The following is a 21,031-nucleotide window of genomic DNA, read 5'->3' as shown; positions in this document are numbered from 1 at the left end:
GCGGGTTCCCGGCTACTGAAAAATTAAATTGTCAATATTTGTCTGTTTATTAACTGCTTTTTTTATTGAATCTCATGATTTTGGATCCAAATTGCTATTTTTGCATTTCAGACGTAAAAAAATTATGGCAAAGCAAGAAGATGTTTTCAAGAAAGTGATTTCTCACGCTAAAGAATATGGTTTTATTTTCCCATCGAGTGAGATCTATGATGGTTTATCCGCTGTTTATGATTATGGACAGAACGGTGCCGAACTAAAAAATAATATCAAACAATATTGGTGGAAAGCTATGGTACAGCTTAACGAAAATATTGTCGGCATTGATTCGGCGATCCTTATGCACCCAACAACCTGGAAGGCATCGGGCCACGTAGACGCTTTCAACGATCCATTGATTGATAATAAAGATTCTAAGAAACGTTTCAGAGCAGACGTTTTGGTGGAAGATTATTGTGCTAAAATTGAAGATAAAGAGAATAAAGAAATCGAAAAAGCAGCGAAAAGATTCGGGGATGCTTTCGATAAGGATCAGTTTGTAGCTACCAATCCAAAAATTATTGAATACAGAGCAAAAAGAGAGGCTATTCTTTCAAGACTGGCAAAATCTCTGGAAAATGAAGACCTTGCTGATGTAAAAGCTTTGATTGAAGAGCTTGAAATTGCAGATCCTGATACAGGTTCTAAAAACTGGACTGAAGTAAGACAGTTCAACCTGATGTTCGGGACAAAGCTGGGAGCTTCTGCTGACAGTGCTATGGATCTTTATCTGAGACCTGAAACGGCTCAGGGTATTTTCGTTAACTTCTTAAACGTACAGAAAACTTCACGTCACAAGCTTCCTTTCGGTATTGCGCAGATCGGTAAAGCATTCAGAAATGAGATTGTTGCGAGACAGTTCATTTTCAGAATGCGTGAGTTCGAACAAATGGAAATGCAGTTTTTCGTAGCTCCGGGAACAGAACTCGAATTCTACGAACAGTGGAAGCAGAAACGTCTGAACTGGCACAGAGCTTTAGGTCTGGGGAATGAGAACTACAGATTCCACGATCATGAAAAGCTTGCTCACTATGCGAATGCTGCCGCTGATATTGAGTTTAACTTCCCATTCGGATTTAAAGAGCTGGAAGGTATTCACTCAAGAACAGATTTCGACTTAAAAGCGCATGAAGAATTCTCAGGAAGAAAACTTCAGTTCTTTGATCCTGAGAGAAACGAAAACTATGTTCCTTATGTAGTGGAAACTTCTGTAGGTTTAGACAGATTATTCCTTTCCATTTTCTCTCATTGTTTAAGAGATGAAACGTTAGAAGACGGTTCAGAAAGAACAGTTTTATCGTTACCTCCGGCATTGGCACCCATTAAAGCAGCTATTCTTCCATTGATGAAGAAAGATGGTTTAGCAGAATATGCAGAAAAGATTTTCAATGATCTGAAATATGATTTCAACCTGTTCTACGAAGAGAAAGATGCGATCGGAAAACGTTACAGAAGACAGGATGCCATTGGTACTCCATACTGTATCACTGTGGATCACGATTCTCTTACAGATCACACGGTAACCATCAGAGACAGAGATACGATGCAGCAGGAAAGAGTTCCTGTTTCAGAGCTGAGAAGAATCATTGATGAAAAAACGAACTTCAGAAATTTACTTTCTCAATTATAGTTTAAAAGCCCTGTTTTTTCAGGGCTTTTTTATTTTTCATACATTCCGGAACAACCTACCACAAAAATGATTATTTTTAGCGGACTAAAAACTAAACTAATAATAACCATGAAAAAACTGATGTTTTCATCACTTGCTGTGGCATTGCTCTCAAGTTGTGTTTCTAATGATAATCCGGCCGACCACAGAGACAACAGCAATAATTCTCAGAACAATAATAACGGGCCTTTTCATCTCTTAAAAAAAGCAACAGACGTCAATCCGGGTGGTCAACCCTATGTGGTGGAATTCAAATATAATGGAGATAAACTTGTAGAAACATATAATGCACTGGATGATGATCGAGTTGTTTATACTTACAGTGGAGATTATATTGCTAAAACAGAAGAGTTCATTGGTGGCGCTCTGGTTCTGATGAGAGAATTCACCTATTCTAATGGAAGGCTTTCAACGGAGAAAATTACTGATAAAGAACAGGGAACGCTTACCTATACCAAAATCTATCAGTATCTCAGTGATACCCATGTTCAGTTTGATGAGTATAAAAGCGGAACTTATAATCCTGCAACAGGAACATATTCCAATCTTGTATTTGCACAGGTGGATGTTAATTTAACCAATGCCGGAAATGTGGCTTCAGCTAAATATACTTATAACGGAGTTACCTACAATATCACCAATACTTATGACACTTTCAATAGCCCTATGAAAGGGATTAAAGGTTTTGTTAAGATCAATTTATTTGACGTGAGTGATGGTCAAATAGGTTATAATAATTTATTGAATCAAACCGAGAGTTATTCCGGTTCATCTAACGGAACCAATAAAATTACAGCCGTTTACACGCTTAACGGAGATAACTATCCTACCAAAGCCGTTACCACTTATGAAAGTTCGGGTTATGGAACAAGCACTCATAACTGGCTTTACGAATACTATTAGTAATTGTTCTGCCTTTTTAGATCATAAGCTTTGGAAATATTTCCAGGGCTTTTTTATTTTTCGCAACATATGGGTTAATTTATTACTTTTATCGCTCAAATTTTAACCATGAAAAAAATAACGCTGATGATGTTTGGACTGATCCAGACATTTGCATTTTCTCAAACTCAGGACCTGACAACTCTCGCTGCAGGTGATCACGTGGGAATGAATGCTCTATTCGATGATAAAGACAATCTTTACGGCTACGTTTCTCTATACTCTTACGGTAAATCCGGTGATAAGACCAAGAAGTTTGAGTATGTTATCCTCGATAAAAACCTCAACCCTGTTGCCAATAAAGAGTTTGAGGGAGATATTACGGCTGCTTCTTATTTGGGATATGTTGATTTTAAAGGTCAGATTATTTTAAAGCCTTCCATGATGGATTATTCTCTTGTGAAGAGCAAAGAAATCTTTACTCCGGTTTCTATGGTAATCGATCCGAAAACCAACTCTATTACCCGAAAAATATATTATGATTATCTGGAAAACGGCACTTTCAAAGAGATCAACGAACCGAAGAGCTGGAAGGAACAACGTAAGGAAAACCGTGATGAGAAAAAAGATAAAGGCTATAACTACGTTTCTGCGGTAGGAGAACTGAAAGAAGGTGGCTATTTTGCTGTTGAATACAAAGATTATGGGAAGTATGAAAACAGCAACAGCCTCATGAGGTTTGATGACAACAAAAAGGAAATCTGGAGATACAAATACAACACTGACGGAAGTAAAAAACTGTACACTACTTTATCCGTTCTGGAAAGAGACGAAAATTATATGTACTGTATCCTGAAGAAAGTGAATGACAAACAGAAGACATTCAATCTGATGGTTCTTGACATGAAAACCGGAAAAGAAACATCCAACAAACCGATTACCGGATTATCTGATGATACAATAGACAATATTGAATCCTTCTACTCCAACTACAGAAAGCTTGATAATGATAAAACTTTTGATGATAAAATAGTTCTGCTGGGAAGAAACTACGATGATTCAGAATCAGTAGGATTTGCAAGAATGATCCTCAACAAATCTGATTTTTCGGTAGATATGAAAGCGATCAATTATGAACCCAATATTTCTGCTTTTCTTCCCAAGGTCAACAAATATGGAATGGTAGAAAGCGGTTATATGCTTCAGACCAAAGATATGTACTTTATGAACGATGGAAGTGTGGGTATTTTATCCGAAAAATACAAACCGGCAGGGCAATACAACGCTCCAAAGACTACAGATCTTGTGTATATCTACACAGATAAAGATTTCAAAGTGAAAAATGTTCAGGTTTTTGAAAAGGAAAAATCAAAATGGGTCAACAGTGATTATCTCTTCTCACAATACCTCAACGGCGGAAAAGACGTAGTGTTTTTCTATCGTGACTATCAAAAAGACGAAGTAACCAGGCAGAAAAGATGGAATTTGTTTATCAATACCATTATTGATGGAAAATTCAAACAGGAGATTATTCCGATCTCTGAAAAAGATAATTATGCAGTAACGCCATACGTTGGAAAAGAAGGCTACATCCTGCTTCGGGAGTATAATGAAAAAGAAAAGTTTAACAAGATCCGTCTGGAGAAATTAAATTATTAATACAAAAAGAACCCTGACTAAACATCAGGGTTTTTCTTTGACTTTTGAATACAGCACTAATAATATTTCCTTTACTCTAAATTCTTTTATTTAAAATTCGGTTTTAATTTTATCTAGGTAGGTATAATCTTCTTTAACCTTTGCTACATAAGGATCTCTTCCTTCTGGCCTGTTCAGAAAATTTGAGTGGAAAACCTCCGTTTTTGAGTTGAAAACAATTTGGGATGCAAGCGTTTCCGATAACGGTGCATATTCCGTAGAATTCAAGGTTAATAATGTATTATATAGAAGGCAATATCCAGGATACTTTGTATTGACCAATTCCTGAGCATATTGTGCTATTAATTTAGCTTGATCTGTAGTGGGTGCAGTATTTTGAATACCCAGTAAATCTTTTTTCGCAAATAATATATAAATCAGATATTGTTTTGAAGCCGTACTTAAATCTGCACTATAAAGTGCATTGATGGTTTTCCAGTCAACTTTGGGGTCATTCATCTTATGGGCAAGATCATTTTCAACATTGAAAACCATAAAATCTGTATGAGCATCAAGATAAGGCAATTGCTGCGTATACTCTTTTCCGGCTGTCTTTCCAGATGAATTGTTGTTATTTAAAATGGATGATTTGGATAATACTTTATCATTTTCTGTTGTACCTTCTTCTTTAGAACAACTTGTTACAACTGAAGATAAGACTATGATAGTTAAAATGAATTTTTTCATGGTATTTTACTTTATTATTAAAAATTTATTTTTTTATTTCATGGGAATCAATTTACTTCAGTATTTACAATAGGGTTTGAACTCCGATCTTTTGGAATATTCCATTTATATCGACGCCATAATCACCAGAAAACACGTAATAACTTGATGTACTTAAGGTTTAACAGCTAAAACTGTAATTAGTTTTTTAATCTGCTTAATCAATCTATTTTAGCGATTGTCTCATTCGTCTGATAAAAATCTGCGATATTCTTTATTTCATCAAGGCTTAAGTTCCACATAAAGTTCAGAAACTGCTGATAACTTTCACTTTGATTTTTAGGTTCTATTCTATCCAGATACCGGTTCAGATTATAATTTTTTCTTGCTTCATATATTTTGGTAAAGCATCTTCCCAACCAGCTTTTATAGTATTTTTCCTCCTCTTCATCCTGTAAAAACTGCATGGCAGCATAGATTCCCAGTCCATAATCTTCTGAATGGAAATAATTGGGTAAAATCTCCATTCTCGCCGTTTTTCTTAATGTTAAAAACAGATCTGAGGGTTTTTCCGGACTAACAGGAGTTTTAAGCTCTGTAAATGTCTTTTTAAGCACTTCTAATCTTCTGGAAACTTCAGGATGAGAAGCAAGAGAGTCTTTGTTCAGCTTTTCTTTATAGAAATTATAATTGTACAGAGAGAAATCTTCCTTCTTCATCCATTTTTCATTGAATGCCTGCTTGGGAAGATTAAATAGTTTTTTATATGTTTCTACCTTCAACTCTCTTGGTGAAATGGTATCAAAATCCTGCAATCTCTGAAGAGCATTAATGAATTCTGCTTTCTTGAAATCACTGTTTTTAAAGATAACATATCCCAAAGAATCTGCCTGCATTTCGCTTTGCCTTCTTTCTACTCCTTTCTTGTAGACTGTATTTTTAAAAATATCGAAAGCCTTTTGGTTCTGGTCCTGACTTCTGCTTGTTGTAGTAGATTTTATGTTCTGCACCACCACTTTATCCTGTTTATCCTGTTCGATAATTTTCAAAAAAGTCTTCAGGGAATGCTCCTCTATTTTATGTCCCAGCTCATGGGCAATCACCGCGGCAATCTGTTCCTCATTATTCAGCCAGCTGTAAAGCCCCATGTTGATGACAAAGGTTCCATCAGCAAGACAATAAGCATTGGGTGTGTTGTCTTTTGCAATCAGAATTTTCAGGTCCTGAGGAATTGTAGGATTATTCTTTTTAAGACGTAGAATCATAGACTGTATACTGGTTTCAAATTCAGATTTAAAGATAAAATCCTTATTCTTCACCTGCTTTTCAAAATCAGTTCCGAATTCTTTATAAATTTTGGATAATTCAGAACCTGTTTTTCCGGAATATTGGGACTTTAATCTCTTTACAGTGGCTTCATTATTTCCTTCAAAACTCTTTAAAAACGCTTTTCTCTGTATATAATCTGCGGTATCTATTGGTTTATAAATCTGGGCTATTCCCATAATTGAAAATAGGAAGTACCCCAATACAAAAAGTTTTCTGGTCATAGTTTTCTTCAATAAGAACAAAAATAACTTATTTGCTGATTCATTTTAAATTTTATAACCAAATTATTCTAAATTTGTTAAAGACCCATTCGTGAAAAAATGAGAATACTAAAGTATATGATAGGTGGAGCTGTAGCAGGTGCAGCAGCGGCTTATTTTTTTGGATATGATTACTTATTTAGTGGTATTTCCAAAACCTACCTTAAAGGAAGATCAAGTGCATACATCGACGACGGAGATCTTTTCCCCAGCAACCCTATTGCGACGGAAGAGCCCAGGCTATGGGAAGAAGATCCTGACTACAACAAAAAAGATTTACCTAAATACTTAGTTGAAAACTTAAAACACTCCAGAACAGCAGCTTTGGTAGTGATAAGAAATGGAAGAATTCTTCATGAACAATACTGGGAAGGCTATAACCAGCTATCCCAAACCAATTCTTTTTCTATGGCAAAAGCAGTGACTGTGATGCTTTTGGGTAAAGCACTGGAAGAAGGAATTATTCCATCTATTGATGAAAAGTTTTCAGATTTTTATTCTGAATTTAAAAACAAATCCTTTGGAAATAAGGTTACCCTTAAAAATTTAGCTCAAATGGAAGCCGGACTGGACTGGAATGAAGACTACAACAATCCTTTTCTGCCCAATGCTAAAGCCTATTATGGAAAAAGCCTTGTAAAAGCTGTATTCACAAGAAAATTCAAAGAAGAACCAGGAGTCAGATTTGAATATCAAAGCGGTTCTACACAACTTCTTGGTTTTGCTCTTCGAAAAGCACTGGATAAACCATTGGCAAATTATTTATCAGAAAAGTTCTGGGCTCCTTTGGGTATGGAGCAAAATGCTAAATGGACTACAGATAATCATGGTATGGAAAAAGCCTATTGCTGTATTCATTCCAATGCAAGAGATTTTGCCAAGCTGGGACAATTATTTCTGGATGATGGAAAAGCGGGAGACCTGCAAATCCTCAATCAAGATTTCATTGAACAGATGAGAACTCCTACCGAAAAGTCTGAAAACATTTATGGAATGGGACTTTGGATTAATCATGACAACCCCATCAAACATTATTATTTCCTGGGATTACAGGGTCAATATATCATTATGGTTCCGGAGCACAATATGGTTATTGTAAAAACCGGAAGCTATTCCAACAACCCTAAAAATGACAGAGGAAGACCTGATCAGGTAAAATTTCTTGTTAATGAAATTGTACAATTATTCCAATAAAAACGATGGAGAAATACAGTCCCAAAATTGATGCCTATATTGAAAAATCACAGGATTTTGCGAAACCTATCCTGCATTATATCCGTGAAACCGTTCATGAATTCTGCCCTGATGCTGAAGAAACCATGAAGTGGAGCTTTCCCCATTTTATCTATAAAGGGAAAAATCTTTGTGCTATGGCTTCTTTCAAACAGCACTGTACTTTTGGGTTCTGGCTGGAAAAAGAAATGAAAACCATGCAGGAGATTACTCAGGATATTGAGAAAAACTCGATGTTCAGTTTAGGAAAAATTACGCAGGTCGGAGATCTTCCTTCCAAACCACAGCTGAAAAAAGCAATTAAAGAAGCGATGGAGCTTACTGATATGGGCGTTACCATGAAAAAAGCGGCTCCTTCCAAAACAGAAATGGAAATTCCTGATTATTTTCAGAATGCATTAAATGCCAATCAGAAAGCTCTTGACCTATTTTTAAAGGCTTCTCCGTCCTTTAGAAAAGAATATATTACATGGATTGCAGAAGCTAAAACAGAAACTACCCGAAATAAAAGAATGGATCAGGCTCTGGAATGGATTGCTGAAGGTAAAGGAAGAAACTGGAAGTATGAAAGGAAATAAATACACCCAATTAAGAAAAAATTATTTCAAAAAATATAGAAGATCATTAATAAGTTCATGGTATGATCTCTTGTACTCTGATTTCAATATTATTCCTGTTTCAAATTCCTCCATAATCACATCATAGCCATTGGTTTTAGAATAGTCATATGCAGAAATATAGATGAGAACATTCCCCTTCTTCATTCCTACAGCCATAGTATCTGCATCCCAGTAATCTACAAATTCATATCCGGAAAAACCTTCCAGAGATAGTTTTTCTAATAAATTATTGATATCAGTACATTTATTTTCCATTCGGCAAGAAATCGTGAAAAGGGAAAAATAAGCAGAATTTTTGAATTAAAATAACATGAATGAAATCTAAAGTTAATATAAAAAATACTATTTTACTATCCGATGTCTGGGCAGTCCAATCTCATGGGCCTGTGGATAAGGCTTCCTATGAGTCATGCTTACATCTTCCTTAATCTGTTGATGGATATCATATTGTCTTTCTTTATCATAAGAGTACCGCGGATCAGGAATCATCGGCATTTTGGCCATTTTATGGATAGTAATTGTGGGAAAATGATAATCTACTTCTACTGTTCCCAAAAGTAAATAGCATCCTCCTCCCTGAAAACCATATTGTTTCAGACTGTCCGGAAAATGTGAGGTATCAAAATAATCTCCATTTGCATCAATCCACGTCCCGAAATACATTTCTCCTTTCTTCGTTGGGACATGTTTTCTGGCAATCAGATAAGCCAACATTTTCACTTGCTTTTTATGAAATTTCAATAAATCTTTTACAAACACAGAGCCTCTATATTGGGTCTGTAACAAGTCGAAGGGGCTACATGAAACAGGAAAGCCAATGAGTTCAATTTCGTCAAAAGCATCTTCAAACTGTTCTCTTTTTAACTGCGGAAGTTTAAACTCATGAACGGGTTCTTCAATCAGCATAAGCCCTCTTTGTTCCGGTTTAAAATTGACCAATAACAGCCTGGCTTCCACCAGCAATTCATTTTTAGGTTTCCCCGTAAACCTGAATGCTCCAATAAAAATTAAGATCTGGATTGTTTCAATACCGATCGGAATACGTTTAATAAAATCTTCCAGTGATTTGTAATCTCCATTTCTTTCGCGTTCTTCCACAATTCCGTGGGCAATTCTTGTTTCTAATCCTTCCAAAAGCATTAATCCCAAAAAGATATCTTTCCCTTTTAACGTAGTCTGGAATTCACTTGAATTCACACAAGGAACCTGAACGTTTCCACCTGACATTTTTGCTTCATGTATATAGACTTCGGTGCGGTAAAATCCTCCCTGATTATTAATCACAGAAACCATAAACTCCAATGGATAATATACCTTCAGATAAAGACTTTGGTAGCTTTCCACCGCATATGAAGCTGAATGTGCTTTACAGAAAGAATACCCTGCAAAAGACTCAATCTGACGAAAAGCCTCAGCAGTAAGCGCTTCAGAATGCCCCTGCTCTTGACAGGATTTAAAGAAGTTGGCCTTTACTTCATTCAATTTTTCAATTGATCGCTCTTTTCCACTCATCGCACGACGCAGAATATCACCGTCAGCATGAGTAAGTCCTCCGAAATATTGTGCAATTTTAATTACATCTTCCTGATATACCATAATGCCATACGTTTCTTTTAGATTTTCCTCAAAAACAGAATGAAAATATTCAAACTGATCCGGATGATTATGCCTGAAAATGTATTCCCGCATCATACCACTTTGTGCTACTCCAGGTCTGATAATAGAAGAAGCAGCAACGAGGATTCTGTAATTGTCACATTGTAATCTTCTTAAAAGCCCACGCATGGCGGGAGATTCTATGTAAAAGCAGCCGATCGTTTTTCCTATGGCCAGATATTCATTGGCTTTTTCTTCATCTTTGGAAATGCTTGTATCACGGATATCAACATCAATTCCTCTTGTTTTTTTAATAAGATCTACGGTATCCTTTATTGTTCCCAGACCTCTTTGAGACAGAATATCAAATTTCTCTAATTTAACATCTTCTGCCACATTCATATCAAATTGAACAATTGGAAATCCCTTCGGTGGCATTTCAAGGGCAGAATAGTTTGTAATAGGTTCTTCCGAGATTAAAATTCCGCAGGCGTGCATACTCCTTTGATTGGGAAACCTTTCCATCAGCCTGACATATTTATGGATCGTTTGTACGACAGAATTCGTTTCGTGAACTTCCATTGGCTTTTTCGTCAGTTCATCCAACTCATCTTTAGGCAATCCAAAAGCTTTCCCGACCTCTCTGAATCTCGATTTGTATTTGAATTCAACGTTTGTTCCACAAAAAGCAACGTGATCTTTCCCATATCTGTTAAAAATATATTCCAAGATTACATCCCTGTTCTGCCAGCTCCAGTCGATATCAAAATCTGGAGGACTTTTCCTGTTAAGGTTGAGAAATCTTTCAAAATAAAGGTCAAGCTCCAAAGGACATATATCTGTAATACCGATACAATAACTGACAATGGAGTTAGCTCCGCTTCCACGTCCTACATGCATAAACCCCATTCTGTTACTGTATCGTACAATATCCCAGGTAATGAGGAAATAAGAACAGAAGTTGAGTTCATCAATTACTTTCAGTTCTTTTTCCACTCTTATTTTTGCTATTTCATGATCTTTACCATAACGCTTTTCAAGTCCTAAATAGGCTAACCTTTTTAAAAGTTTAACGTCAGATTCTTTGGACTTAGTATAGTATTGTTTGTTCTTAACTTTTTCAAAATCAAATTCAAAACTGCAGGCTTCCAGCAAATTTCTGGTATTCTTTATCATCTCAGGATACCTTTGAAAAGTACTGATGATTAAATTTTCGGATTTAAAATATTCCGATTTCCCACAAACATCCTGTTCATTCAGTTTCGACAACAGGGTATTTTTGTCAATAGCCCTTAATATTTTATGAAGATTATATTCTTTTTTAGTGCTGAATGTAACCGGATGAAGAACCACCATTTTCGGAACCAACCTTTTAAATTCAGGACGGATCAATAAGTTCAGTTCTTCTTCCCGGATTCCAATAAACTCATTTTCTTTTAGCTTTGAAGGAATGTTATCTATCGGATAAACAATAAAAACATTTTTAAATACAGGAGCTGCTTCAGAAAGTTCACCTCCATAACAATTATGATCTGTCAATATTTTATTAACTTCACCAATCCCGGAGAACTCTTTTGCCACAGCAATATAAAGCAGCCTGTCTTCTTTTCTGACCTCAATTCCGGCAATAGGTTTAATGCCTGCCTTTTCACATTCTTTCTTAAAATCATAAATAGCAGTAATCGTATTGATATCTGTTAATGCCAACTCTTTAATACCCAAAGAATGTGCCTGCCGTACCAATTCTTCTACCGATAAGGTACCGTAACGAAGACTGTGGAAAGAATGACAATTCAGAAACATGATCAAAAGTTTTATATATTATTTTCCAAAATCAAAACCGGATGCCCTGCCAACTGCATCAACACCAAACCGGTTCTTCAGATAATCCATTGTCTGGTATAGGCTCATCTGTTCTTCTGTATCTTCAAACAGATTCATCTGATGGTTGCCATGCACGAGTCCGGTAAACCGTAATCCTACCAATCTCAGTCTCATTCTTCTTGTATATACCTGGTTGAATAGTTCCAATGCCACTCTTGAAAGTGTATGGTCAGCTGAAGTATAAGCTACTTTATACTGTTTAGTTTCCGTATCGAAATTGGCATATCGGATTTTTACTACCACAGTTGAAGTAAGCCATTTTTCTTGTCTCAGTTGATAAGCCAATTGCTCTGCCATTCCCGATATCAGCCGTTTTAATTCTATAATATCCATAGTATCGTTGGTAAAGGTTCTCTCGGTTGAGATAGACTTTCTTTCAGAATAAGGAACCACAGGATTCTCATCAATTCCATTGGCTTTTTTCCAAAGTTCTTTTCCGTTGAGTCCGATCATTTGCTGCAGAACAAGTACCGGCATTTCAGATAAGGTATGAATGGTCCGGATTCCGATTCTTGATAACAACTGGAAAGTCTTTTCACCTACCATTGGAATTTTTTTGATGGATAAAGGATTTAAAAATGGCTGTACTTCCAGTTCCTTGATTTCCATTCTCCCTAAAGGTTTAGCTTCTCCCGTACCAATTTTTGAAACGGTCTTATTCGTTGACAGTGCAAAGCTTATAGGAAGGCCTGTCTCTTTAGTAACAGTTTCAGCAATTTCTTTGGTCCATTGATAGCAGCCAAAAAACTTATCCATTCCTGATAAGTCCAAATAAAATTCATCAATACTTGCTTTCTCCATCACCGGAACTTTTCCCTGTATAATTTCGGTTACAGTATGAGATAAATTTGAATACATTTCATGATCACCCCGGATTACTTTTGCATCAGGACAAAGTCTCAGTGCCATACGAATAGGCATTGCAGAGCGAACCCCAAATTTTCTGGCTTCATAAGAACATGAGGCTACCACTCCACGGTCTCCACCTCCTATAATGAGAGGAATACCCTGAAGCTGCGAGTTATTACGTCTCTCGCAGGACACAAAAAATGTATCCAAATCCATATGTACAATTGCACGATTCACGCTACAAATTTAGTTACGTTTTTAAACAAAATTTGTATTTTTGTTGTTACAATTTATAACAATGTCAATTTTTTCAGACAACATACGCTTTTTAAGAGGCAAGAGAGAAAAAACTCAACAGGAGTTAGCGAATACTTTGAAACTCACCCGTTCCAGATACGTTTCTTATGAAGATGGCAGATCAGAGCCGCCTATCGAAATATTAATCAAAATCTCTAAGTTTTTCAATCTTAGTATTGACCTTCTTGTATCTGTTGACATCCGGAAGTATCCGCTGGAGGATATTCTGAAGCTTCCCGACAATCGAATTGTCTTACCTGTTATTGTGGATCAACTAGGAAACAACAGTATAGAAATCGTTCCGCAAAAAGCATCAATGGGTTATTTATCCGGCTACAGTGATCCGGAATATATTGAAAGTCTGCAAAGAATCTCACTTCCTTTTTTAACCAATGGAAAGTACCGTGCCTTTCCGGCCCAGGGAGATTCAATGCCGCCTTTTAAAGATGGCTCTTATATTATCGGGAAATATGTTGAAAATATTGATGATCTGAAACCGAATAAAAGTTATGTTTTTGTGACTTTGAATGATGGCATTTCTTATAAACGATTCATATCCGGAAACAAAAAATCAATAACTGTTGCTGCCGATAATTTATTTTACCAACCTTATGATATTCCATTGGGAGAAGTTGTAGAAATATGGCAATATGCATCAGGAATTTTTCCTGAAGATTTTGATTCAACCAATTTTGAAAATTATAATCTTAAAGATATGTTTTCAGAATTGAGAAATACTATTACGGAATTAGAAAATAAAGTGTTTATTATAAAAAATCAAACAATGTAGTTGATTCTTAATGAATAAAATTTCATAATACGACATATTTTGTCGCATTAGCGCTGTAATTTTGTTTTCAAAAAACAAATTATGATATAGATTAAATCATTCTTAACCGTTCTTCCTCAAGGTCGAGCTGATAGAGCTGATGGCGGATAATTTCTTCATTAACGGAAATATCTTTATTCAATTCCGAAAGAAACTGTCTCTGGCTTTCCAGCATTTCAAAAAAAATATCTTTGGTCTTTTCATTCATCCATTCAGTATTATTGGCCTGGATTTTTTCCTCCCATTGTTTGAGCATTCTTTCTAATCCTGCATGGCTGTTCAGTTCATTTTCATGCTTATTTTTAAGAAAATGATAAACATGCTGTTTCAGTTGATGTTTTATTTCTTCCCTTGCCTTTTTATCTTTCTCTTCATCTGTAAAATCATCAAATACATGTCCATATTTGATGAAGTATGGCAAGGTAAGTCCTTGTACGAGTAATGTAAGAAGAATCACCACGAAAGTAATGAAAAGGATAAGGTTTCTGTTGGGAAAAGGAAGTCCGTTTTCAAGGGTAATCGGAATGGCAAGTGCAGCAGCCAGTGAAACAACTCCTCTCATTCCTGTCCATCCAAGCATCAAAGGCATCAGGAGACGTCTTCTTGCGGAAGAAGCACGGGGAGCGACACTTGGCCGGAAAATCAATGTAGCAAGCATGGCGGCATAAGAACTTATGATTCTGGCGGCAATCAGAATACCGGTCACCAGCACTCCATATTGGATAGCAATTCTCAAAGGAATTCCTTCTGACCGCAACCCTCCAACAATTTCAGGAAGCTCGAGCCCGATGATTAAGAAGACGATACCATTCAGAATAAATACAAAACTCTGCCATACACTATAGCCCATAATTCGGCTGGTACTGTTGAGAAATATCAATCGTTTGCCTGACATATACAAACCTCCGCAAACCACAGCTAAAACTCCGGAAGCATGAAACTGTTCTGCTATCCAATACATCAGATAAGGTTCAATAATCGTTAAAGCAATATCCGAAGAAGCTTCTGTAGGGAGTCTTTTGTGAACCTGTACAAAGATCCATGCTAAAAGTAAGCCAATTCCGGCACCTCCGATGATCATCCATACAAAGTCTAATGAGGCTTCCTGCCATATAAATTGTCCGGTTCCTACAGCAATCAAAGCAAAACGGAATATAATTAATGAAGAAGCATCATTCAATAAACTTTCTCCTTCCAGAATAGCAGAAGTAGTGGACGGGATTTTTACAAATTTCATGATCGCTCCTGTACTTACTGCATCAGGTGGAGATACGATACCTCCCAGCAAAAACCCGAGAGCAAGTGTAAATCCGGGAATAAAATAATTGGCAGTCACTGCCACTGCCAGTGCCGTAAAAAAGACCACTAAAAAAGCAAAGCTTCCGATAATACGCCACCATCGTTTCATTTCTTTAAAGGAAATAGACCACGCAGCTTCAAATAAAAGAGGAGGTAAAAATATAAAAAAGATAAGATCCGGATTGATCTTTACAACCGGAAGACCTGGTACAAAACTAACAAGCAGCCCGAATACAACGAGCAAAACAGGATAAGCAATTTTTAATTTTGTAGCCCACATATTGAGCAGCACAATGGCAGCCACCATGGCTAATAAAAAAGGTAGGATCGTATGCATTTACTATTGTGTTTTATCCATCATATTTACTACTTCTATTTGATTTTTAAAAATTTAAAAGCAATTTTTTCTCATTTTTTGGATGTACAGATGAGCTATTTGTTGCTAAATCTCTTTTTATATTATGTTTTTTACCTAAGGTTGAATATTATAAAAATTTAAATAAAACACGTCAAGTTTCGTCGTCTCTGCGCTATACTTTTGTCTTATAACAAAATAAAAAATATGGACAAAGTAACCTTAGAAAGGATTCAGAAACTTCACCCGTTGGTAAGAGATGAAGTGAAGCAAATTATACAGGAATGTGATGAAGCTCTTACCGGAAGGGCTAAGATACGAATCACTCAGGGATTAAGATCTTTTGAAGAGCAGGAAAAGCTTTATGCCATCGGAAGAATTACTTCAGGAAAAAAGGTAACCAATGCGAAGGCAGGGCAAAGCATCCACAATTATGGACTTGCCGTAGATATCTGCCTGATGATCGACGGGAAAACAGCAAGTTGGGATACCGCAAAGGACTGGGATAATGACAAAGTTGCAGATTGGTACGAATGTGTGAAAATTTTTGCCCGTCACGGCTGGGACTGGGGTGGAAACTGGAAAACATTTAAAGACCTTCCCCACTTCGAAAAAAAGAATATTCCCTCTAAAAAAGGTCCTGTAAAAACCAGTTGGAGAACGCTCTTGAAGATGCCAAAAGACCAACAGAATTACGTTATTTTTTAGTATCATTTATTTGAAATTAAATATAATACGACACGTTCTGTCGCCTCCTCAAGCTACCTTTGCTTTATAAGAAAACAACAAAAAAGCAATGAAATCTCAATATGGAATCTCAACATTTTCTGACCAGTCAATAAGGTTCTGTAGATTTAAGATTGCATGTGTCCTTTTAACAAACCATTAAAAATATCACATGAAAAAGACAACCATTCTTTCTTTGGACGGAGGTGGAATAAGGGGAATTGTAACCTGCATTATTCTGCGTTACATAGAAGAACAGCTCCAGTATTATGATAAGCCTTCCGCCAAGCTGGGAGATTATTTTGATCTGGTAGCTGGCAGCAGCACCGGAGGTCTGATTGCTTCTATTATTCTCTCTCCTGATGAAACCCGAAAAGCAAAATATTCTATTCAGAAAGGATTGGAATTATATGCTGAAAAGGGGGGCGACATCTTCCAGGTTTCCTTTTGGGAAAAACTGGTTAATCCATTCGGATTATTGAATGAAAAAATTTCCCAGGAAGCTCTGGAAAAAAATTTACATGATTTCTTTGGAAATTTAGAATTAAAAGAATTAATAAAACCATGTTTAATAACAAGTTATGACATAGAGAACAGAAGGGCGAAACTTTTCAACTCGTGGAAAGCCAACCTCAGCACAGATAATTTCTATGTAAGAGATATCTGCAGAGCGACTTCAGCCGCTCCTACGTATTTTAGCCCTGTTCAGATTAAATCCATGTATGGCCAGATTTTCAGTTTGATTGATGGAGGAATGTTTGCTAATAATCCCGCGCTTTGTGCTTATGCCGAAGCAAGGAAGATTCCTTTCGCAGAAGTTTTAAAAAACCATCAGAAAGCTAATCACCCAAGCGTAAACGACATGATCATTGTCTCTATCGGAACAGGAATTGAAGCAAGACCTTATTCTTTTAAAAGATTGGAAAAGGCTGGAAAAATTGGCTGGGTAAGCCCAATCGTCGACATTTTGATGTCTGCCAACGCAGAAACAGTGGATTATCAGCTGGAACAAATGTTTCAGACGCTGGGACTTAGAAATCAAAAAAACTATTACCGATTGAATCCTTCACTGAAAAATGCTTCTCCCGCAATGGATAATGTAAGAAGATCCAATATCGAAAATCTGATACAAGCCGGATTGAGCTATATTGATGATCACAGAGAAACTTTGAACCAGATTGTTCAGAAACTCATCAAAAATAAAATATAAGCTTTTTACCTTATAACAGTATCATATAAGCTATTAAGATTATATTTAAAAATTAAAAAATCTTTTTAAAAACACGTCAAGTTTTGTCGCTTTGCCCCACTACCTTTGGAGTATTAAAAAGACACAACAACAACAATTCTTAAAAACTTTTAAAAGCCTTTGAATTCAACATTTTCTCATGCTGAACAGTCTAAAATATGTTCAAAATATAACCAACACCTTATAACACAAAACATGGAAACACCAGATCACAATACAGATGTACTCTTCAATGAAGATCTCTATACAATAGAATGGAGTGATATCGAAAATGCTGAGATGGACTATGAAAACTATCTCATTGACATTGAAAACTTCTTCAGGGAAGATTTTGAAAAAGGATTACTAGAAGAAGATATTTTTTAAATAAAAATTAATACAAGACAAGTTCTGGCGCTGTTCAACATTACTTTTGAAATCTCTATAATAACCGTACAGCAAACTCATTAAACATTCTCAATTCCTTTGAATTCACCATTCACAAAATGCTGAACAGCCAGAACTATGTCTGAAAATATAGCACAAAAGTGAGCATGCTTTATAAAAGAACAGATCACAGCAATCAACTTATTAATCAATCACACAACGTTTTATGAAAACAAAAGAAGAATTAAAGCTCTATTTTGAAAATGGAGATATCCCAAAACAGGAAGATTTTTGGGAATGGCAGGACGCTTACTGGCATAAGGATGAGAAAATTGACATGCGCAAGATCGCAGGTCTGGAGAATGGTACATTCAACATACTCTATGCTGAAATGGATGCTGATAAAAATGCTTCACTGGCTTTCTTTTCAAAAAGAAAAATTGTGATAAAAGAAGGAACAGTCACTATTCCCAAAAATTTTACCGCAGGTCTGCAGGTAACTGACGTAGAAATCCCTGACTCTGTAACAACTATCCAGGAAAGCGCATTTAGTAACGGCGGCTTAACGACCTTTACAATTCCTCCAAAGGTAACCGAAATCCCCAATTGGGCTTTTTACAATAACAGATTAACGTCTTTATTTATTCCGGACAGCGTTATCAATATTGGAATACAGGCATTTACAGCCAATCAACTGAAAGAACTTCGTCTTCCCAAAGGAATAACGATTATCTCACAAGGAGCCTTCTCTGCCAATAAGCTGACATCTGTTGAGATTCCCGATGGAGTAACAGAAATTCACTCGGATGCTTTTGTCAGCAATCAACTCACCTCAGTAACCATTCCGGCCAGTGTACTCAAAATTGAAAACAATGCTTTCAGAGTTAACCAGCTTACAAAAGTAACATTAGGCCCTGAAACGACCTATTTACCTTATTCTTTTGACAGCACAGTGGAAATCGTGGGAGGAAAACTCATCAATTAAAATTTTTAAGCAAATGAAAACAAAACAAGAATTAAAAAAATATTTCGAAAACGGAGATATCCCGGTACAGGAAGAATTTTGGGAGTGGCATGATTCATACTGGCACAAAGATGAAAAGATTCCTGCAGCTCAATTAGATTATGATCTGTCACAAAAAGCAGATGCAAATGCATCCAATATAAATCCGCAGAATGCTCAGCTTTGGAAAGAAAAAATTGAAACGCAGACAGCTATTCAGGCTCCGCAATTAAATGGAAATATCTTAACGGTATTTTATACAGGTGAGAATGGTGTCCAGCAAAGTAAATCGGTAGATTTAAGCAGTTTGGTAACCCGTGATATCAGTATTGAGAATGCTTCATATGATGCCTCTCAAAATATTATTACCATTACCCAGAATGATGGCTCTGCCTTTCAGATTAATCTTTCGGAATTCAGTATCACTCCCACCACCAATGCAGATGGAAGTGTTACATTGTCACAGGAAGGACAGGAAAAAGTTATCCTGAAAAAAGTAGCTGTAACAGGCAGTTATAATGACCTTTCTGACAAACCCACTTTTAGCGGGAATGATAATTTACAAAATGTCATCGACAGAGGTAACGGAACAACCAAACCTATTATTTTTCAGCCAAGCCAGGGCAGAGCAGGCGAAATCAATTTCAGTCCTACAACGTATTCCTTCTGGTTTGGAAATTTGAATACGGATCACACCGGAGCCTACGGATTGGGAATTGGTTATAATACATTATCAAAATTAACCACCGGAGCAAATAACGTAGCACTTGGTTCTTATGCTTTAAATGAAACCACTACGGGAAGATGGAATACCGCAACGGGTGTTTCAAGCGGAACTAAACTTACAACAGGTAATTTCAATGCTTTTTTCGGAACACAAGCGGGAACTGAAACAACAACAGGAAATGGAAATACGTATATCGGAGATGAAGCAGGAAACAAAAATATTGCCGGAACCAATAACACCGCGCTTGGTCTGGGAGCCGCTTATTCCTTAACTAATGGTACTCAGAATACTTTTTTAGGTGCTTTTGCCGGAAATATTCATGGAAAAGCGACAACTTCAGGAGCATGGGGATCCAATACTTTTGTCGGATATAATGCCGCCTCCACTACGCATGCTATGGGTGTTTGGGGTGATAACAATGTCGTTATCGGCTGTAATGCCCCATTAGGAGGTTCAACCTTCAACAAACTGGTGATTGAATCCAATCCGGTAGCAAGACGCCATGATTTTGTAACGCCTTTAATTGGTGGAGACTTTGCTGCAAGAACATTGGATTTTGACGCCGTGATTTCTGCAAAAAGAACACCTTTAGCAGATAACACTTATACAAAAGTTGCGGTTCTTAATGCCGGTAATGTATTGGGATATAAAAACCTTTCCGACTTTCAAAACTACATTCCTATCACAGGAACAGAAGTAAACAATCCCGTTTCCGGTCATATCCAGTTTGAAAATGCCGAAGCTCCGGAAATTGAATCTCTTCTCTATAAAATCAATACTCAGGACGGAATTAAAAACCAGGTAGGTTTCTTTCCAAGCGGAGTTTTGATCACATCAGGCAGTGTAGATAATTCTATACAATCAAATTTAGATGTCAGTAAAGATTACGGTGTATTGGCTAGAGCTTATGGTGCAAAACTTAGTTTAAGTAATGCCGGAGCCTCTTTAACGAGTTTTACCGATCATTCTGACGGTAAAGGAATTATGGTAAGTAATTATCCTGATGAGCCTGTTATGGTAGAACATCAGGTATCAAATGCCAGAGGCTTAAGTTCTAAAACTTATTTTGGAGACAACGCACAGGAAAATGATTACATCCAGAAACAATATGCAGACAAACAGCATTCCTACAGTACCAAAGAAGAGCTGACGGGTGGAAAATGGATCAACGGTAAGCCTGTCTACAAAAAAACCTTGTATCTGGATCAAATTCCGAGAACAGGTGAAATTGACTTAAGACCTGAATTCCCGGATCTCGAAACCATTATCTCCAACGAAATGTTTACAGAATGGGATGATCTTAAAGCGGCATTTGCAGGTAATCAGTGGCGAACAAAAGCCTACATCACTATTGAAAGAGAAAGAGCAATTATTGAACTGTTGAATACACCTGATTATGATTATTCTCTTATCAACTCGTTTACTCTAACACTTGAATACACTAAAAAATAAGAACGA

General features: G+C 36.6%; 17 protein-coding genes. 11 read left to right on the top strand and 6 right to left on the bottom strand.

Translation table 11 applies throughout. The annotated features are described in order from the left end of the window. Positions 1-124: 124 nt before the first annotated feature. The 3 genes from A1704_RS10720 (at position 125) to A1704_RS10710 (ending at position 4,246) form a co-directional block, all read left to right on the top strand. Positions 125-1,666, top strand: coding sequence for a glycine--tRNA ligase (locus A1704_RS10720; RefSeq protein ID WP_062673212.1), 1,542 nt, complete (start codon positions 125-127; stop codon positions 1,664-1,666). Between the two features lie 108 nt (positions 1,667-1,774). After that, entirely contained in the window at positions 1,775-2,608 is an 834-nt protein-coding gene (locus A1704_RS10715; protein WP_062673210.1) for a hypothetical protein, read from the top strand. 108 nt (positions 2,609-2,716) lie between these two features. After that, positions 2,717-4,246: a hypothetical protein gene (locus A1704_RS10710; RefSeq protein WP_062673208.1), complete on the top strand. Its 1,530-nt coding sequence runs from the start codon at positions 2,717-2,719 to the stop codon at positions 4,244-4,246. Between the two features lie 90 nt (positions 4,247-4,336). Here A1704_RS10710 and A1704_RS10705 read toward each other — a convergent pair whose 3' ends face one another. Next, a complete protein-coding gene (locus tag A1704_RS10705; protein ID WP_062673206.1) occupies positions 4,337-4,972 on the bottom strand; it encodes a hypothetical protein in 636 nt (211 codons plus the stop codon). A 200-nt stretch (positions 4,973-5,172) separates the two neighbouring features. After that, entirely contained in the window at positions 5,173-6,501 is a 1,329-nt protein-coding gene (locus A1704_RS10700) for a M48 family metalloprotease (protein ID WP_062673204.1), read from the bottom strand. A 99-nt stretch (positions 6,502-6,600) separates the two neighbouring features. On the opposite strand from A1704_RS10700, the gene A1704_RS10695 reads away from it, so the two are divergent. Both A1704_RS10695 and A1704_RS10690 read left to right on the top strand, forming a co-directional pair. Then, positions 6,601-7,734, top strand: a complete 1,134-nt coding sequence (locus A1704_RS10695; RefSeq protein WP_082798758.1) for a serine hydrolase domain-containing protein — start codon at positions 6,601-6,603, stop codon at positions 7,732-7,734. Between the two features lie 5 nt (positions 7,735-7,739). Then, complete coding sequence (locus tag A1704_RS10690) at positions 7,740-8,351, top strand: YdeI/OmpD-associated family protein (RefSeq protein WP_062673202.1); 612 nt, start codon at positions 7,740-7,742, stop codon at positions 8,349-8,351. A gap of 21 nt (positions 8,352-8,372) precedes the next feature. Here A1704_RS10690 and A1704_RS10685 read toward each other — a convergent pair whose 3' ends face one another. The 3 genes from A1704_RS10685 to dinB all read right to left on the bottom strand — a co-directional run bounded on the left by A1704_RS10685 (position 8,373) and on the right by dinB (position 12,959). After that, entirely contained in the window at positions 8,373-8,648 is a 276-nt protein-coding gene (locus A1704_RS10685; protein WP_062673200.1) for a hypothetical protein, read from the bottom strand. A gap of 87 nt (positions 8,649-8,735) precedes the next feature. Further along, complete coding sequence (locus A1704_RS10680; protein WP_062673198.1) at positions 8,736-11,792, bottom strand: DNA polymerase III subunit alpha; 3,057 nt, start codon at positions 11,790-11,792, stop codon at positions 8,736-8,738. 18 nt (positions 11,793-11,810) lie between these two features. Further along, positions 11,811-12,959 (bottom strand): DNA polymerase IV, encoded by a 1,149-nt coding sequence (gene dinB / locus A1704_RS10675; protein ID WP_062673196.1) that lies wholly within the window; start codon positions 12,957-12,959, stop codon positions 11,811-11,813. Between the two features lie 61 nt (positions 12,960-13,020). Between dinB and A1704_RS10670 the strand changes: the two genes are divergently transcribed. Then, entirely contained in the window at positions 13,021-13,809 is a 789-nt protein-coding gene (locus A1704_RS10670) for a LexA family transcriptional regulator (RefSeq protein ID WP_062673194.1), read from the top strand. 91 nt (positions 13,810-13,900) lie between these two features. Here the strand turns inward: A1704_RS10670 and A1704_RS10665 are convergent, their stop codons facing one another. Next, positions 13,901-15,484, bottom strand: coding sequence for a Na+/H+ antiporter (locus A1704_RS10665; RefSeq protein ID WP_062673191.1), 1,584 nt, complete (start codon positions 15,482-15,484; stop codon positions 13,901-13,903). A gap of 225 nt (positions 15,485-15,709) precedes the next feature. On the opposite strand from A1704_RS10665, the gene A1704_RS10660 reads away from it, so the two are divergent. The 5 genes from A1704_RS10660 to A1704_RS24810 all read left to right on the top strand — a co-directional run bounded on the left by A1704_RS10660 (position 15,710) and on the right by A1704_RS24810 (position 21,025). Then, positions 15,710-16,210: a M15 family metallopeptidase gene (locus A1704_RS10660; protein ID WP_062673190.1), complete on the top strand. Its 501-nt coding sequence runs from the start codon at positions 15,710-15,712 to the stop codon at positions 16,208-16,210. Positions 16,211-16,400: 190 nt separating this feature from the next. After that, positions 16,401-17,438, top strand: a complete 1,038-nt coding sequence (locus tag A1704_RS10655) for a patatin-like phospholipase family protein (protein WP_062673188.1) — start codon at positions 16,401-16,403, stop codon at positions 17,436-17,438. Between the two features lie 234 nt (positions 17,439-17,672). Beyond that, complete coding sequence (locus A1704_RS24465; protein WP_157885767.1) at positions 17,673-17,843, top strand: hypothetical protein; 171 nt, start codon at positions 17,673-17,675, stop codon at positions 17,841-17,843. 226 nt (positions 17,844-18,069) lie between these two features. Next, positions 18,070-18,828, top strand: a complete 759-nt coding sequence (locus A1704_RS24815; protein ID WP_062673186.1) for a leucine-rich repeat domain-containing protein — start codon at positions 18,070-18,072, stop codon at positions 18,826-18,828. Positions 18,829-18,841: 13 nt separating this feature from the next. Then, complete coding sequence (locus A1704_RS24810) at positions 18,842-21,025, top strand: hypothetical protein (RefSeq protein WP_062673184.1); 2,184 nt, start codon at positions 18,842-18,844, stop codon at positions 21,023-21,025. Positions 21,026-21,031: the final 6 nt, after the last annotated feature.

Source organism: Chryseobacterium cucumeris, assembly GCF_001593385.1.
Classification (GTDB): domain Bacteria; phylum Bacteroidota; class Bacteroidia; order Flavobacteriales; family Weeksellaceae; genus Chryseobacterium; species Chryseobacterium cucumeris.
This window is presented reverse-complemented; position numbering and strand designations above follow the sequence as displayed.

Bases quoted from the DNA above. Each gene is read 5' to 3' on its own strand.
- A1704_RS10720 (WP_062673212.1), top strand. From the start codon at position 125: ATGGCAAAGCAAGAAGATGTTTTCAAGAAAGTGATTTCTCACGCTAAA.
- A1704_RS10715 (WP_062673210.1), top strand. From the start codon at position 1,775: ATGAAAAAACTGATGTTTTCATCACTTGCTGTGGCATTGCTCTCAAGT.
- A1704_RS10710 (WP_062673208.1), top strand. From the start codon at position 2,717: ATGAAAAAAATAACGCTGATGATGTTTGGACTGATCCAGACATTTGCA.
- A1704_RS10705 (WP_062673206.1), bottom strand. From the start codon at position 4,972: ATGAAAAAATTCATTTTAACTATCATAGTCTTATCTTCAGTTGTAACA.
- A1704_RS10700 (WP_062673204.1), bottom strand. From the start codon at position 6,501: ATGACCAGAAAACTTTTTGTATTGGGGTACTTCCTATTTTCAATTATG.
- A1704_RS10695 (WP_082798758.1), top strand. From the start codon at position 6,601: ATGAGAATACTAAAGTATATGATAGGTGGAGCTGTAGCAGGTGCAGCA.
- A1704_RS10690 (WP_062673202.1), top strand. From the start codon at position 7,740: ATGGAGAAATACAGTCCCAAAATTGATGCCTATATTGAAAAATCACAG.
- A1704_RS10685 (WP_062673200.1), bottom strand. From the start codon at position 8,648: ATGGAAAATAAATGTACTGATATCAATAATTTATTAGAAAAACTATCT.
- A1704_RS10680 (WP_062673198.1), bottom strand. From the start codon at position 11,792: ATGTTTCTGAATTGTCATTCTTTCCACAGTCTTCGTTACGGTACCTTA.
- A1704_RS10670 (WP_062673194.1), top strand. From the start codon at position 13,021: ATGTCAATTTTTTCAGACAACATACGCTTTTTAAGAGGCAAGAGAGAA.
- A1704_RS10665 (WP_062673191.1), bottom strand. From the start codon at position 15,484: ATGCATACGATCCTACCTTTTTTATTAGCCATGGTGGCTGCCATTGTG.
- A1704_RS10660 (WP_062673190.1), top strand. From the start codon at position 15,710: ATGGACAAAGTAACCTTAGAAAGGATTCAGAAACTTCACCCGTTGGTA.
- A1704_RS10655 (WP_062673188.1), top strand. From the start codon at position 16,401: ATGAAAAAGACAACCATTCTTTCTTTGGACGGAGGTGGAATAAGGGGA.
- A1704_RS24465 (WP_157885767.1), top strand. From the start codon at position 17,673: ATGGAAACACCAGATCACAATACAGATGTACTCTTCAATGAAGATCTC.
- A1704_RS24815 (WP_062673186.1), top strand. From the start codon at position 18,070: ATGAAAACAAAAGAAGAATTAAAGCTCTATTTTGAAAATGGAGATATC.
- A1704_RS24810 (WP_062673184.1), top strand. From the start codon at position 18,842: ATGAAAACAAAACAAGAATTAAAAAAATATTTCGAAAACGGAGATATC.